The sequence below is a fragment of the Streptomyces sp. NPDC033845 genome, from assembly GCF_055576225.1.
Window position 1 is genome coordinate 308,102 of record NZ_JBVIRI010000005.1, and the last position, 13,866, is coordinate 321,967.

Annotated in this window: 13 protein-coding genes; 7 read left to right on the plus strand and 6 right to left on the minus strand. The window is 75.1% G+C overall.

Annotated features, from left to right (window positions below; translation table 11 throughout):
- Nucleotides 1-174: 174 nt before the first annotated feature.
- Together ACZ50K_RS13695 and ACZ50K_RS13700 are read left to right on the plus strand one after the other, a co-directional pair.
- Complete coding sequence (locus tag ACZ50K_RS13695) at nucleotides 175-651, plus strand: SRPBCC family protein (RefSeq protein ID WP_468901861.1); 477 nt, start codon at nucleotides 175-177, stop codon at nucleotides 649-651.
- 34 nt (nucleotides 652-685) lie between these two features.
- Nucleotides 686-1,207 (plus strand): hypothetical protein, encoded by a 522-nt coding sequence (locus ACZ50K_RS13700; RefSeq protein ID WP_468901863.1) that lies wholly within the window; start codon nucleotides 686-688, stop codon nucleotides 1,205-1,207.
- Here ACZ50K_RS13700 and ACZ50K_RS13705 read toward each other — a convergent pair.
- The 4 genes from ACZ50K_RS13705 to kbpA all read right to left on the minus strand — a co-directional run bounded on the left by ACZ50K_RS13705 (nucleotide 1,204) and on the right by kbpA (nucleotide 5,664).
- Nucleotides 1,204-1,635: a hypothetical protein gene (locus tag ACZ50K_RS13705; protein ID WP_468901866.1), complete on the minus strand. Its 432-nt coding sequence runs from the start codon at nucleotides 1,633-1,635 to the stop codon at nucleotides 1,204-1,206. The two genes, ACZ50K_RS13700 and ACZ50K_RS13705, sit on opposite strands and share 4 nt — an antisense overlap.
- 94 nt (nucleotides 1,636-1,729) lie before the next feature.
- The gene (locus ACZ50K_RS13710) at nucleotides 1,730-2,230 is read right to left on the minus strand and encodes a peptidylprolyl isomerase (RefSeq protein ID WP_468901868.1); all 501 of its coding nucleotides are present in this window, start codon (nucleotides 2,228-2,230) and stop codon (nucleotides 1,730-1,732) included.
- A 58-nt stretch (nucleotides 2,231-2,288) separates the two neighbouring features.
- Nucleotides 2,289-4,787, minus strand: coding sequence for a protein serine/threonine kinase AfsK (gene afsK, locus ACZ50K_RS13715; protein ID WP_468901870.1), 2,499 nt, complete (start codon nucleotides 4,785-4,787; stop codon nucleotides 2,289-2,291).
- Between the two features lie 58 nt (nucleotides 4,788-4,845).
- On the minus strand, nucleotides 4,846-5,664 hold the full coding sequence (gene kbpA, locus ACZ50K_RS13720) for an AfsK-binding protein KbpA (RefSeq protein ID WP_468901873.1): 819 nt from the start codon (nucleotides 5,662-5,664) through the stop codon (nucleotides 4,846-4,848).
- 300 nt (nucleotides 5,665-5,964) lie between these two features.
- On the opposite strand from kbpA, the gene ACZ50K_RS13725 reads away from it, so the two are divergent.
- Nucleotides 5,965-6,612: a TetR family transcriptional regulator gene (locus ACZ50K_RS13725; protein WP_468901875.1), complete on the plus strand. Its 648-nt coding sequence runs from the start codon at nucleotides 5,965-5,967 to the stop codon at nucleotides 6,610-6,612.
- A gap of 69 nt (nucleotides 6,613-6,681) precedes the next feature.
- On the opposite strand, the gene ACZ50K_RS13730 is transcribed toward ACZ50K_RS13725, so the two are convergent.
- Together ACZ50K_RS13730 and ACZ50K_RS13735 are read right to left on the minus strand one after the other, a co-directional pair.
- Complete coding sequence (locus tag ACZ50K_RS13730) at nucleotides 6,682-7,155, minus strand: nitroreductase family deazaflavin-dependent oxidoreductase (RefSeq protein WP_468901878.1); 474 nt, start codon at nucleotides 7,153-7,155, stop codon at nucleotides 6,682-6,684.
- A complete protein-coding gene (locus ACZ50K_RS13735; RefSeq protein ID WP_468901881.1) occupies nucleotides 7,155-8,612 on the minus strand; it encodes an acyl-CoA dehydrogenase family protein in 1,458 nt (485 codons plus the stop codon). The genes ACZ50K_RS13730 and ACZ50K_RS13735 overlap by 1 nt, the downstream gene beginning before the upstream one ends.
- Nucleotides 8,613-8,759: 147 nt before the next feature.
- On the opposite strand from ACZ50K_RS13735, the gene ACZ50K_RS13740 reads away from it, so the two are divergent.
- From ACZ50K_RS13740 to ACZ50K_RS13755, 4 genes are all read left to right on the plus strand, one after another.
- On the plus strand, nucleotides 8,760-9,950 hold the full coding sequence (locus ACZ50K_RS13740; RefSeq protein ID WP_468901884.1) for a thiolase C-terminal domain-containing protein: 1,191 nt from the start codon (nucleotides 8,760-8,762) through the stop codon (nucleotides 9,948-9,950).
- 225 nt (nucleotides 9,951-10,175) lie between these two features.
- Nucleotides 10,176-11,789, plus strand: coding sequence for a peptidoglycan-binding protein (locus ACZ50K_RS13745; protein ID WP_468901887.1), 1,614 nt, complete (start codon nucleotides 10,176-10,178; stop codon nucleotides 11,787-11,789).
- Between the two features lie 50 nt (nucleotides 11,790-11,839).
- The gene (locus ACZ50K_RS13750; RefSeq protein ID WP_468902424.1) at nucleotides 11,840-12,511 is read left to right on the plus strand and encodes an ABC transporter ATP-binding protein; all 672 of its coding nucleotides are present in this window, start codon (nucleotides 11,840-11,842) and stop codon (nucleotides 12,509-12,511) included.
- Nucleotides 12,505-13,797 (plus strand): ABC transporter permease, encoded by a 1,293-nt coding sequence (locus ACZ50K_RS13755; protein WP_468901890.1) that lies wholly within the window; start codon nucleotides 12,505-12,507, stop codon nucleotides 13,795-13,797. The genes ACZ50K_RS13750 and ACZ50K_RS13755 overlap by 7 nt, the downstream gene beginning before the upstream one ends.
- The last annotated feature ends 69 nt before the right edge of the window (nucleotides 13,798-13,866 follow it).

Genomic DNA, 13,866 nt, shown 5'->3' on the forward strand with positions numbered 1-13,866 from the left:
CCGCTCGCTTCGCCTGAGGCGAAGACAGGCCTCTGACCAGGCACGCAGACAGCCAAACGTGGTTGCATCCCCATCCGGCCCGGCGACGGGCCCGGCACCGAACCCGGCGGCAGCCCCGCACGGAACCTCTCCGCGTCCCTTCGGTGGAACCCGACCGAAGGAGCACGCACAGCCATGCGCACCATCGCGACCGAGACCGTCATCGACGCCGCCCCGGAGGAGGTCTGGGCGGTCCTCACCGACCTGGACCGCTACCCGGACTGGAACCCCTTCATCCGGGAGGCCGCCGGGGAGCTCGTCCCCGGCGGGCGGCTCACCCTGCGGATGTTCCCCGGCTCCGGCGGGCGTCCCACCACCTTCCGCCCGAAGGTGCTGCGCGCCGAGCCGGGCCGGGAGCTGCGCTGGCTGGGCCGCTTCCTGGTGCCCGGGCTGTTCGACGGCGAGCACTGGTTCCGGCTGTCCGAGGCGCCCGGACGGGCCACCCGGCTGGAGCACGGGGAGAACTTCCGCGGGCTGCTGGTCCCCCTGCTGGGGAAGCTCCTGGACGGCACCCAGCGGGACTTCACCGCCCTGAACGACGCCCTCCGCAAGCGCCTGGAGACCGCGGGCCCGGACGGCTCCCGGGGTGCGGGGGCCCGCTCGCGGACGTAGGTTCGAGCCGAGACCCCGACGCAGGAGGCCGGGCATGATCCGCAACGTTCTCGGCTCCCTGCTGGGTCTGGCCGGAGCGACGGCCGCCGTCTGGAGCCCCTTCCGTGCCTGGTACGACGGCCGTCACGGGCGCGACTACCGCGTCGACGAACTCTTCACCGGCACCGGCATCACCGACCGCGGCGCGGCAGTGATGACCTCGATGCTGCTGCCGTTCCTGTTCGCCGCACTGCTGGCGGTGGTCGCCGTCCTGCTCCGCTCCCGGCTGCTGATGGCACTGGCCGGGGTGGTGGTGCTCGGCTTCGCCGTGCTGTGGATGGTCCGGCAGGGGCAGTCCCCCGCCGGCCTCTCGGTCGGCGGGGACGGCACCGGCCTCGGCGACGGCGTGGCGAGCGCCTTCGGCAGCGGCGCGCTGCTGCTCCTCGGGGCCGCCCTGATGTCCGGCCGCCCCCGCCCCAGCCACACCCTGGCCCCCGCCCCGCCCCCGGTCTCGGACCCCTCGGTCCCCCCACTGGACCAGCCCTGGCCGCCACGCCCCCAGGACCCCCCGGCCTAGGCCGAGCCGCTCCGGCCCGTTCGGCCCGTCCGGTCCGTCCGGTCCGTCCGGTCCGCCGGGACGGCGACGACCTGTACCTCGTCCTCGTAGACGATCCGGCCCGGGTCGTCGGACTCCACCCGCTCGCAGCCGACCCCGTGGGCGGCCAGCAGGTCCAGATAGCCGGGGACCCGCTCCAGCAGATGGCCCGCGCCGGCCTTGAACCAGGCGACGGCGCCCGGGTTCCGCTCCGGGTCGTAGACCGTCGGATCGGTGGCCGAGGGGTCGGGGTAGGCGGCGTCGTACCAGTCGTTGCCCGCCCGCCAGAACCGGTGCTCCGCCGCGCTGAGCCGGCCCTCCCGGGCCAGTCCGTTGGCCAGGGCGAACACCCCGGGGAAGTGCCCGCGCGGGCTGCGGACGGTCGCCTGGAACCTCACGTACCTCGCCATACGGGGACCCTAGGGGGTGGCCGGGCGCCGGGGAATGCGGGTGCGGCCCCCGTCCTGGTGGGGACGGGGGCCGCGGGGTGCGCGGGGAGGCGGATCAGGCCTCGACGATGCCGGAGGCCTTGACCTCGATCTTGGCGGAGGTGCGGCCGGAGCCGGAGCCGAGGGCCTCGATCTTCTTGACCAGGTCGGAGCCGTTCACGACCTCGCCGAAGACGACGTGCTTGCCGTCCAGCCAGTCGGTGACGATGGTGGTGATGAAGAACTGCGAGCCGTTGGTGTTGCGGCCGGCGTTCGCCATCGACAGCAGGAACGGGCGGTCGTGCTTCAGGGTGAAGTTCTCGTCGGCGAACTTCTCGCCGTAGATGCTCTTGCCGCCGGTGCCGTTCTGGTTGGTGAAGTCACCGCCCTGGAGCATGAAGTTCGGGATGACGCGGTGGAACGGGGAGCCGGCGTAGCCGAAGCCGTGCTGGCCGGTGGCCAGCTCGCGGAAGTTCTGGGCGGTCTTCGGGACGACGTCGTCGAAGAGCTTGAACTCGATGCGGCCCGCGTCGGCGCCGTCGATGGAGATGTCGAAGTAGACGTTTTCGTTGCTCATGGATCCCATCCTGTCACTCCCGGTGCCATGCCCGCCCCGGCGGGGCCGAACACCCCGCTCAGGGCGTGGTGCGGGTGCCGGTGCCCTTGGCGGCGTCCAGGGCGTACACGCAGCGGTCCTTGCTGCACGCGTACACCACGCCCGCCTGGGCGACCGGGGAGCCGGCGATCTCCCCGCCGGTGGCCAGCTTCCAGCGGAGCTGGCCGCCGCCCGCGTCCAGGGTGTAGAGGCAGTGGTCGGCCGAGCCGAAGTGGACCCGGCCGTCGGCGACCGCCGGGGCGCCGGTGATCTCGGCTCCGGCCGCGAACCGCCACTTGGGTGTGCCGGTGACCGCGTCCAGGGTGTACAGGGCGCTGCCGGAGGCCAGGTGGACGTTGCCGTCGGCGACCACCACCGGGTCCGGGGACTGGCGGGGCTCGGTGGCGATCCGCCAGCGGTCGGCTCCGGTGGCGGCGTCGATGGCGTAGACGGTGCCCAGGTAGTCCGCGAGGTAGACCCCGCCGCCGGTGACCGCCGGGCCGGGGGCGAAGGCGGGCGGGGCCAGGAAGACGGCCGGGGCCTCGAAGTGCCAGCGGACCCGGCCGGAGGCCCGGTCCACGCAGATCACCCGGGTGCCGGCCGTGACGTAGGCGTTGCCGTCGGGGGCCGAGGTGACCCGGACGGGCACGTTCCCGCAGGCGGCGGCGTCGCCCACCGGGTAGGACCAGCTCTCCCGGCCGGTGCGGGCGTCGAGGGCGCGGAGCCGGGCGTCCTGCCAGACGTAGACGGTGCCGTCGTGCAGCACCGGGGCGGCATCGGCGGTCTCGAAGTCGGTCTGGGCCCCGGTCAGCTGCCACAGCCGGCGGCCGTCGACGGCCTCGTACGCCTGGATCCCGCCGCCGCGGGTGGCGGTGACCACGGTGCCCCGGTCGGCGCGCAGGGCGTACACCCAGGCCTCGGTGGACAGCCGCCACCGCTCGGTGCCCTCCAGGGCGTCCAGGGCGTACAGGGAGGGGCCGTCGGAGGCGTGGATGCGGCCGTCGGTGACGGCCATGGCCCAGGCCACGTCCCGGGTCTTGAACTGGCGGCGGCCGGACCCCACGTCCAGGGCGTGCACCTCGAAGGAGGTGACGTAGAGGAGCTCGCCGGCCACGGTGGGGGTGCCCCACACCTCGTTGGACATCCGGAACCGCCAGGGCCGCCAGCGGCCGCTGTCCGGCGCGGGGCCGGGCCGGGGCAGCGAGGCGGCGGCGGAGGCCGGGGCGGGGTGCGCGACGGCGCCCTCGGCCGCCGGGGAGCCGCCGGGCGGGCGGACCCAACCGGTGGCGGAGTCGGCGGCGGGGGCGGCGGCTCCGGCGGCGGAGACCCGGGGGCCCGGCCCGATCGGCACCGGGGAGGCGCCCAGCCGGACCGGCTCGCCGCCGCCCGCGGGGGCGCGGCCGGGCGGCGGGGTGAGCGGGGGGTGCTGGGGGCGCGGGGGCGCCGCGTGGCCGGTCCGGGGGTCGGCCCACGGGTCGGCGGGCCGGGGGGCGGCCGGACGGCCGCGGTGGCCGCCCTGGTCCCGCTGCCCGCCGTGGTCGCGCTGCCCGCCGTGGTCGCGGTGGTCCCGCTGGTCGCGGCGGTGGGTGTCCTGGGGGGCGCCCGGGCGGCCGCCGCCCGGTCCGGGGGACTGCGGCTGCGGGGTCCGCTGGCCGGCCCGCCGGGTCTCGATCATGGCGACGGCGCGGCCGGGCAGCCAGGCGGAGGCGGTGCCGCTGTCGTCGCCGGCGGCGAAGAGGTGGGGGGCCAGCTGGGCCTGGAGGTCGGCCGGGGTGGGCCGCAGGGTGGCGTCCATCTGCATGCAGGAGTCGATCAGCGGCCGGAGCTCGTCCGGCAGGCCCTCCAGGTTCGGGCCCTCCCGCAGCAGCATGAACACGGTCTCCACCGGATTGGCCCCGTGGTAGGGCGGATGGCCGGTGGCGGCGAAGACCAGGGTGGAGCCGAGCGAGAAGACGTCGCTGGCGCCCTTGACGCTGCGCGAGTCCTTGGCCTGCTCGGGGGACATGTAGGCGGGGGTGCCGACGGCCACGTTGGTCATGGTGAGCCGGGTGTTGGAGACCCCGCTGGCGATACCGAAGTCGATCACCCGGGGGCCGTCCTCGACCACCAGCACGTTGGACGGCTTGAGGTCGCGGTGGACCAGTCCGGCCTGGTGGATGGACTGGAGGGCCTCGGCGATGCCGGCGGCCAGCCAGCGGACGGCCTGCGCGGGCATCGGCCCGCACTCGTTGACGATCTCCTCCAGGGAGGGCGCCGGGACGTAGGCGGTGGCCAGCCAGGGCACCGCGGCCCGGGGGTCCGCGTCCACCACGGCGGCCGTGTAGAAGCCGGAGACGGCCCGGGCCGCCTCGACCTCGCGGGTGAAGCGCACCCGGAACAGCTGGTCCTCGGCGAGCTCGGTCCGTACCGTCTTGATCGCGACCCGGCGGCCGGACGCCGACCGCGCGAGATAGACCAGCCCCATGCCGCCGGCACCGAGCCGGCCGAGCACCTCGAAGGGGCCGATACGTCTCGGGTCGTGCTGCGTCAGCTGCTCCACCACTCGCCTCACACCTCCCCGTACGGGCCCAGGTCCGGGCCCGCGCCCCCCGATTCTGTCAGGCCCCGGCCGGCAGTGGCTCCGTGTCCGGGCCGGGGCCCGGGCCGGGCTCGGCCAGCAGCGCGAAGGCGGCGCCCTGATTGTCCGTGACGACGGCGATCCGGCCGTACGGCGTGTCGAAGGGCTCGGCGCTGACCCGGCCGCCCAGCCGCCGCACGGTGGCGACCGCCGCGTCGGTGTCCGGGACGGCGAAATAGACCAGGAAGTGGGCCGGCAGGTACTCGGGGAAGGCCTCGGTGAGCAGGGTGCGGCCGACCACCGCGGTGTCCGGGCCGGGCCCGCTGCCGGGCGGGGACCACACCCGGTAGTCGGTGCCGGCGTCGCTCTGGTCCTCCGCCACGTAGCCGAAGACCTGGGCGTAGAAGGTGTCCACGGAGTCCCGGGCCCGGGTGTAGACCTCGGTCCAGCAGTAGGTGTACGGCTGCATGCTGGACTCGAAGCCGTGGTGGGTGCCGGGCTGCCAGAGGCCGAAGACGGCGCCGCCGGGGTCCGCGGCCATGGCCGCGGTGCCGTACGGGCCGACCGGCATGGGCTCCATCACCATCTGGCCGCCGGCGGCGCGGATCCGGGCGGCGGCGGCGTAGGCGTCGGAGGTGTACAGGTAGACCCCCCAGACGGTGGGCATCCGGCCGTCCGGCTTCGGGGCGAGGGCGGCGACGTTGCGGCCGCGCCGGTAGGCCTGGGTGTAGCCGCCGTACTGGCCGGACGCGTCGCCGAAGGTCCACCCGAAGAGCTCACCGTAGAAGCGCTTGCCCGCCTCGACGTCCGGAAGCGAGGCGTCCACCCAGCAGGGAGTGCCCTCTGCGAATGCGGCCATGGGCCCGTTTCCTTCCGTTTCCATGCGGTTTCACCATGATGGGGCCGCACACTTGTCCACAGCCTGTTGACAAGACTATTCGGGCGAACCGGATACCGCCGAAGGGCGCGCGGGGCCGGTACGGAGCCCCGGCCGCGGCCCGATCAGGCCCTTACCGGGCCTTTTCCGGGCCGCTCCCGGGCCGGTCCCGGACCGCTCCGGCAGCCTGCGCGGAACCGTTCAGGCCCAGGCCAGGGACCCCGTAACCCCATTTGCAGGCGGCCGAATCGCGCGCCGATCACCCCTCGGTAAGCTGACGGCATGACAGGACAAGTACGCACCGTCGACGGCCGCGTTGCCGGCCGGCGCGGTCAGGCGACGCGGCAGAAGCTGCTCGACTGCCTCAGCGAGATGCTCAGCAGCTCGCCGTACCGCGACGTGAAGGTGATCGACGTCGCCCGCAAGGCCGGCACCTCGCCCGCGACCTTCTACCAGTACTTCCCGGACGTCGAGGGCGCCGTCCTGGAGATCGCCGAACAAATGGCCTCCGAGGGAGCCCAGTTGACCTCGCTGGTCGAGGGGCGTTCCTGGGTGGGCAAGTCCGGCTGGCAGGCCGCCGAGGAACTCGTGGACGGGTTCCTGGAGTTCTGGCGGAGCAACGACGCGATCCTGCGGGTCGTCGACCTCGGCGCGGCCGAGGGGGACAAACGGTTCTACAAGATCCGCATGAAGATCCTGAACTCGGTCACCAACTCCCTCACCGAATCGGTGAAGGAGCTCCAGGCCAAGGGCAAGGTCGACAAGGACGTCAGCCCGGCGGCGATGGCCGGCTCACTGGTGGCCATGCTGGCCGCGGTGGCCTCGCACCAGAAGGGGTTCCAGACCTGGGGCGTGAAGCAGGCCGAGCTCAAGCCCAACCTGGCGCTGCTGGTCCACCTGGGCATCACCGGCAAGAAGCCGACCAAGTAGGCGGCGGACCCGCCAGGGTCCGCCGCCTGGCCCACCGGTCCGCCCGCGCTCCGGGCGGTACGGCTGCGATCAGCGCCGCTCCAGCCGGAACAGCCGGATCTCGCGCTCGATGCGCGCCTGGTACGTCGCGTACGGCGGCCAGAACTTCAGCACCGCCTGCCAGGCGGCGGCCCTCTCCTCACCGGTCAGCAGCCGGGCCCGGACGGCGATGTCCCGGCCCTTCCAGCTGATGTCCGCGTCCGGGTGCTTGAGCAGGTTCCCGGTCCAGGCCGGATGCCCGGGACGCCCGAAGTTGGAGCCGATCAGCAGCCAGCTGCCCGCGCTCTCCTCCGGCATGCAGGCCAGCGGGGTGGTGCGCGGTTCGCCGCTCCTGGCCCCCTTGGCGGTGAGGATCACCCCGGGCAGCATCTGGGCGCTCAGGATCACCCTGCCCCGGGTGAGCTTGTGCACCGCCTTGTCCATGGCCGGGATGAAGTGCGGGGCGATCTTCGCGAACAGCATGGTCGAGGAGACCTTCTGCATCAGTCTGGTTCCGGGAGGCATCAGACGCCCACCCTTTCCTGGGGTTCGGCACCGCGGACGGGATCACTGCCGCCGGCGGTGGTGCGGTCGGGTCCCGCTCCGGGGCCGGAGGCGGCGCGGGAGCCCGGTCCGGCCCCGCCCGCGCCGGGGCCTCCGGAGCCGGTTTCGGTGCCGGGCACCAGGTCGGCGTTGGGGCCGCCGCCGGCTTCCCGGCCCGGTTCCGGGCCGAACAGTCCGGCGCGCTGGGCCGCCCTGGCGCGCAGCCGGTGGACCGGGCCGAAGAGCAGTTCGTCGGCCGCGGCCCGCTTGAAGTACAGGTGCGCGTCGTGTTCCCAGGTGAAGCCGATCCCGCCGTGCAGCTGGATGGCCTCCCCGGCGGTGATCCGGAGCGCCTCCAGGGCCTGGGCCAGGGCCAGACCGCCCTGCTCCGGGTCCCAGGACGCGTAGTAGGCGGCCGAGCGGGCCGCCTGGACCTGGACGTAGAGGTCGGCCAGCCGGTGCTTGACGGCCTGGAAGGAGCCGACGGCCCGGCCGAACTGCTCCCGCTCCCGGACGTACGCCACGGTGCGGGCCAGCGCCTGCCCCGCCGCCCCGACCGCCTCGGCGGCGAGCACCGCCGCGGCGGCCCGGCCGGTCGCGGCCAGCGCGGCCGCCACCCGGGCCGCGTCACCGGTGCTGCCCGACTCCCCGCCGCCGTCCTCGCCCAGCAGCTCCGCCGGGGTGTCCCTCAGCTGCACCCGGCCCTGCGGGCGGGTCTCGTCCAGACCCGCCTGCCGGGCCCGTACCAGCCCCGGGGCGTCGGCCCGGACCAGGAACAGCAGCACCCGGCTGCGGGCGAAACCGCCGGTGTGCGCGGCGACCAGCAGCAGTCCGGCGCTGTGGCCGTCCAGGACCTGCGCCGCCTCCCCGTACAGCCGCCAGCCGGGATCGGCGCCCCCGTCCGGCCCCTGGGCGGCGCCCGGTCCGGCAGCCGGTCCCCCGCCCGGCGGCCCGGGGTGCGCGCGGCGGGCCTGCACCCCGCCGGCCCGGCCCCCGCCGGCCCAGTCGTCCTCCGTGTTGTCTCCGGTCAGCGCGAGGGCGGTGGCGAGCGCGGCACCGGGCACGGCCAGGGCGGCGGTCAGCCCGCCCGCCGCCAGCGGCGGCAGCAGGGCGGCCCGCTGGGCCTCGGTGCCCAGCGCCGAGATCAGCGGCGCGGCCAGCACGGCGGTGGCCAGCAGCGGTGAGGGCAGCAGCACCCGCCCGGTCTCCTCGCAGGCCAGGACCAGATCGGCGGGGGTGCAGCCGGCCCCTCCGTACTCCTCGGGCAGGGCTATCCCCGGCAGCCCCAGCTGCCCGGCGAGCTGCTGCCACAGCTCGGGGTCATACCCCTCGGCGGTCCGGGCGGCGGCCTTGACCTCGTCCGGCCCACAGCGTTTGCCCAGGATCTCGCGCAGGGTCCGGCGGATCTCGTCCTGCTCCGCGGTGAAGGCGGCGTCCATCGGCGGGCTCCTCCCCGTATCTGACGGCGCGTCATGTTAGGGCCCGGGAGCGGAGATGGACAGGGGCGGGGGACCGGCGCGGTACGCGGCCCCGCACGCCGGGGCCGGGGATGTACCGACCTCCATATCTGATGTACCGTCAGATTCATGGTGATGGTCAACGGCAAGGTCAACGGAACCGGCCGCCGCAGGGTCGCCGTCGTCGGCGTGGCCCTCTCGGACTGCGGGCGGGTGGACGGACCCACCCCCTACGCCCTGCACGCCCAGGCCGCCCGCCGCGCACTCGCCGACTCCGGCCTGGACCGGTCGGTCATCGACGGGTTCGCCTCCGCCGGGCTGGGCGCCCTGGCCCCGATCGAAGTGGCCGAATACCTGGGCCTGCGCCCCACCTGGGTGGACTCCACCTCGGTGGGCGGCGCCACCTGGGAGGTGATGGCCGCCCACGCGGCCGAGGCCATCGCCGCCGGGCACGCCAACGCCGTCCTGCTGGTCTACGGGTCCACCGCGCGCGCCGACATCAAGGCCCGCCGCCGCACCTCGAACCTCTCCTTCGGCGCCCGCGGACCGCTCCAGTTCGAGGTGCCGTACGGACACACCCTGGTCGCCAAGTACGCCATGGCCGCGCGCCGCCACATGCACGAGTACGGCACCACCCTGGAGCAGCTGGCCGAGGTCGCCGTACAGGCCCGCGCCAACGCCGCCACCAACCCGGACGCCATGTTCCGGACCCCGGTCACCGTGGACGAGGTGCTGTCCGGGGAGATGATCGCGGACCCGTTCACCAAGCTGCACTGCTGCATCCGCTCGGACGGCGGCTGCGCCGTACTGCTGACCGCGGAGGAGTACGTCGCCGACACCGCCAAGGCCCCCGTGTGGATCCTCGGCACCGGCACCTCCGTCTCGCACACCACCATGTCCGAATGGGAGGACTTCACCGTCTCCCCCGCCGCACGGTCCGGCCGGCTGGCCTTCGAACGGGCCGGACTGCGCCCCGCCGACGTCGATGTCGCCGAGATCTACGACGCCTTCACCTACATGACCCTGGTGACCCTGGAGGACCTCGGGTTCTGCGCCAAGGGCGAGGGCGGGGCCTTCGTCGAGAAGGGCCGGCTGCTGCGCGACGGCGCCCTCCCGGTCAACACCGACGGCGGCGGCCTGTCCGCCTGCCATCCCGGGATGCGGGGCCTGTTCCTGCTGGTCGAGGCGGTACGCCAGCTCCGCGGCGAGGCGGGCGAGGGCCAGGTCCGCAAGTCCGGCGGCCGGCTCCCCGAGGTCGCCCTGGCCTCCGGCACGGGCGGCTGGTTCTGCTCCTCCGGCACGGTCGTCCTGGGCCGCTAGCGGTACGCGGCCTCCGCCCCGCCGCCCGCTCCCTCTCTCCCCCTTCTCTCTCCCTCTTCCCTCCCTCTCCCGGACGGGCGCTCCAGCGCGTTTCGGCCACAGCCGGCCCTCCCGTGGCCGGAGCCTGTATATCGCCGAGCGTTTCGAGGGTCGTACCTTGCGTGATGTTCCGCGGGAGGCGACGGCTGAGGCCTCCCGGGCTCCCGAACACCGGAGGTGGCGGAAGTGGTGGAGGGGGCGGAGGCGGCCGAAGGGGCGGAGCGGGCGGAAGCGCCGCGGCGGCCGGACCGGTCGCAGCGCGGTCTGGCGGTGCGGCGCCGCTGGTTGACGGCCGTGGCGGCCGGTGCGGTGCTGCTGACCGCCGGCGGGTTCGCCGCCACCCAACTGGTCAGGTCCCCCGCACAGGCGGCGGCCGACACCGGGGCCCCGGCCCCGGACGTGCTGACCGCGGTCGTGGAGCGGCGGGTCCTCAAGGAGACCGTGATGCTGCGCGGCACCGTGGTGGCCGGGCAGTCGACGGCCGTGGCCCCCGTGACGGGCGGCGACGAGGACTCCCTGGCCCCGGTGGTGACCAAACTCCCGCTCGCCCCCGGCGGCACCGTCCGGGCCGGTCAACTGCTGCTGGAGGTCTCCGGCCGCCCGGTCCTCGCCCTGCGGGGCTCGCTCCCGGTCTACCGGGACCTCAGGCCCGGGGCCGAGGGCGACGATGTCGCCCAGGTGCAGCGGGCGTTGAGGGAACTCGGGCACGGCACCGGCCGGGACGCCACGGGCACCTTCGGCGAGGGCACCAAGAAGGCCCTGCACTCCTTCTACTCGGCAGCGGGCTACGACCCGAGGCCCGCCCTCGCCGACGACGGCGCCGCCGTGGCCGCCGCCCGCATCACCGTACGGGACGCCGAACGCGCCCTCCAGGACGCCGAGACGGCCGAGGCGACGGCCGGGGAGACCGGCTCCGGGGCGGACGACGAGCCGGACAACGAACTGGACGACGAACCGGACGACGAACCGGACGACACGGCCGACCCGGACATCCCGGAGAGCGGCTCGGGGAAGGGAACCGGCGGGGACGGGGAGGCGGAGCGCGGGCTGGCCGAGGCCCGGCGCGCGGTGGCGCGGGCCCGGGAGGACCTGGCGGCCGCCCGCGCCGAACTCGCCGGTGCCCGGGCCGCGTCCGGCCCGATGCTGCCGGCCGGCGAGGTGGTCTTCCTCGCCGGGTTCCCCGCCCGCGTGGACTCGGTGTCCACCGCGGTGGGCGCCCGGGTGTCCGGTACCGCCATGACCGTGTCCGCCGGAAAGCTCCTCGTCCAGGGCTACCTCCAGGAGCACCAGCACGGCCTGGTCGCCCCCGGCCGCCCGGTGGAGATCCTCGCGGAACGCACCGGGGCCACCGCCCGTGCCACGGTGAAGTCCGTGGCCGCCACCCCGGACCAGCCCCGGGCCGACACCGGAGCGGGAGCCGGTGCCGGTGCCGGTCCCGACGGCGGTGCCCCGGCCGCCCCGCAGGGCTATCTCCTGGTGGTGGAACCGGACACCCCGCTCGACCCGCGGCTCTCCGGCCAGGACGTACGCCTCACCGTCGAGGCCGCCTCCACCGGCGGGGAGGCGCTCGTGGTGCCGCTGGCGGCGATCTCCGCGGGAGCGGACGGGCGTACGTCGGTCACCGTGGTCACCGCGGACGGGTCCCGCCGCCGGGTGGAGGTCCGCCCCGGCACCCAGGGGGACGGCTATGCCGAGGTGGTCCCGGTCGGCGGCGCGCCGCTCGCCGCCGAGGACCGCGTACTGATCGGCCTCCGCGACCCCGCCGTCGCCGCCCTCCCCACCTCCCCGGGCACCCCGTGACCGCCCCGGAAACCACAGGGCCACTGACGGCGACGGCGGCGGCGGCGGTGATGGAGTTCCGGGGAGTCGGACTGACCTATCCCGGACCGCCGCCCGTGCGCGCGCTGCTGCCCTGCGATCTGGTGGTGCGGCGCGGCGAGTTCGTCGCCGTCGTCGGGCCCTCCGGATCCGGGAAGTCCACCTTCCTCAACGTCGCCGGGCTGCTGGACGCCCCGACGGAGGGCTCGTACCTCCTCGACGGGATCGACGTGGCCCGTGTCGGCGAGGCCGACCGGGCCGCACTGCGCGGCCGCCGCATCGGCTTCGTGTTCCAGGCCTTCCATCTGCTGCCGCACCGCAGCGCGCTGGAGAACGTGATGCTGTCGATGGTCTACAACCGGTCCCCGCGCGCCGAACGCGCGGACCGGGCCCGGGCCGCGCTGGTCCGGGTCGGCCTCGGGCACCGTACCGACGCCCTGCCCACCCGGCTGTCCGGGGGCGAACGGCAGCGGGTGGCGGTGGCCCGCGCCCTCGTGGCCCGGCCCTCCCTGCTGCTGTGCGACGAGCCGACCGGCAATCTGGACAGCGCGACGGCCGGGAGCGTGCTCGCCCTGCTCGACGAACTCAACGCGGACGGCATGACGGTGCTCGTCATCACCCACGATCCGGCGGTCGCGGCCCACGGGCGGCGCACGATCGCCATCCGCGACGGCGAACTCCGCGAGACGACCCCCGGATGCTGAACCTCCGCCGGAGGCATGCCCCGGCCGTCGAACAGTCCCGGATGTCCGCCCGCGACCTGCTCTCCGAGGCCCTGGCCGGAACGCTGCAACGCCCTGCCCGGTCCGCCCTCACCGCCCTGGGCACGGTCCTCGGGGTGGGCGCCTTCGTCGCCGTCCTCGGGCTGACGGCCACCGCCTCCTCACAGATCGACTCCCGGTTCAGCCTGCTCGCCGCCACCGAGGTGACCATCGAGGACGTGGGCCGGGAACACGACGAGTTCGCGGGCCTCGGCTTCCCGAAGGACGCCGACCGGCGGATCGAGGCACTGAACGGCGTGGAACACGCGGGCGTGTACTGGGAGGTGCGCCTGGAGGGCCCCGGCACGGTCAGCGCCACCCCGGGCACCGGCCCCGGTGGTGCTCCCCTCGGCGGCCCGCTCGGCGGCCCCCTCGGCGGCTCCCCGGGCGGGGAACGGGCCCAGGTCCTGGCCGCCTCCCCCGGCGTCCTGGAGGCCGCCGTCCCCACGCTCGCCCAGGGCCGCCTCTACGACGAGTACCTGTCGGGAACCGCCGCGCCGGTGGCACTGCTCGGCTCGGGGACCGCCGCCCGGCTCGGGATCGGCACGCTGGAGACCCAGCCGGCCGTGTTCATCGACGGGGAGCCGTTCACCGTGATCGGCATCGTCGAGGACGTCCGCCGCAAGGCGGACCTGCTGCTGAGCGTGGTCGTACCGCACACCACCGCCGAACGGATCTGGGGGGCGCCGACCGGGGGCGGGGCGCGGATGCTCGTCGCCACCCGGCCCGGGGCCGCCACCCAGATCGCGGCGGAGGCACCGCTCGCGCTGCGGCCCGACCATCCCGAGTACCTGAAGGCCGTCCCGCCGCCCGACCCCAAGTCGCTCCGCACCTCGGTCACTTCGGACCTGAGCCAGCTGTTCCTGCTGCTGGCCGGGCTCTGCCTGGCCATCGGGGCGGTGGGGATCGCCAACACCACCCTGGTCGCGGTGCTGGAACGGACCGGGGAGATCGGCCTGCGCCGGGCGCTGGGCGCCCGGGGCCGCCATGTCACCCTCCAGTTCCTCACCGAGTCGGGGGCACTGGGCGCCCTCGGCGGCCTGGTCGGCACCAGCCTCGGAGTGCTCACCGTCCTGGCGGTGGCCCTGCTCCGGGACTGGACCCCGGTGATCCACCCGATGACGCTCGCGGCCGCCCCCACCATCGGCCTGGCCACCGGCCTCCTGGCCGGCCTCTACCCCGCCTGGCGGGCCGCCACCATCCAACCGGCCACAGCCCTACGCCACTAGCGCTCCCGCGCGGGGGCGACCAGGCCCGCGCGGGGACCGCCGCCCGGCCCGGGCCCGGCCCCCGGACCG

Coding starts and splice junctions, on each gene's coding strand:
- ACZ50K_RS13695 (WP_468901861.1), top strand. CDS start 175: ATGCGCACCATCGCGACCGAGACCGTCATCGACGCCGCCCCGGAGGAG.
- ACZ50K_RS13700 (WP_468901863.1), top strand. CDS start 686: ATGATCCGCAACGTTCTCGGCTCCCTGCTGGGTCTGGCCGGAGCGACG.
- ACZ50K_RS13705 (WP_468901866.1), bottom strand. CDS start 1,635: ATGGCGAGGTACGTGAGGTTCCAGGCGACCGTCCGCAGCCCGCGCGGG.
- ACZ50K_RS13710 (WP_468901868.1), bottom strand. CDS start 2,230: ATGAGCAACGAAAACGTCTACTTCGACATCTCCATCGACGGCGCCGAC.
- kbpA (WP_468901873.1), bottom strand. CDS start 5,664: ATGGCCGCATTCGCAGAGGGCACTCCCTGCTGGGTGGACGCCTCGCTT.
- ACZ50K_RS13725 (WP_468901875.1), top strand. CDS start 5,965: ATGACAGGACAAGTACGCACCGTCGACGGCCGCGTTGCCGGCCGGCGC.
- ACZ50K_RS13730 (WP_468901878.1), bottom strand. CDS start 7,155: ATGCCTCCCGGAACCAGACTGATGCAGAAGGTCTCCTCGACCATGCTG.
- ACZ50K_RS13735 (WP_468901881.1), bottom strand. CDS start 8,612: ATGGACGCCGCCTTCACCGCGGAGCAGGACGAGATCCGCCGGACCCTG.
- ACZ50K_RS13740 (WP_468901884.1), top strand. CDS start 8,760: ATGGTGATGGTCAACGGCAAGGTCAACGGAACCGGCCGCCGCAGGGTC.
- ACZ50K_RS13750 (WP_468902424.1), top strand. CDS start 11,840: ATGGAGTTCCGGGGAGTCGGACTGACCTATCCCGGACCGCCGCCCGTG.
- ACZ50K_RS13755 (WP_468901890.1), top strand. CDS start 12,505: ATGCTGAACCTCCGCCGGAGGCATGCCCCGGCCGTCGAACAGTCCCGG.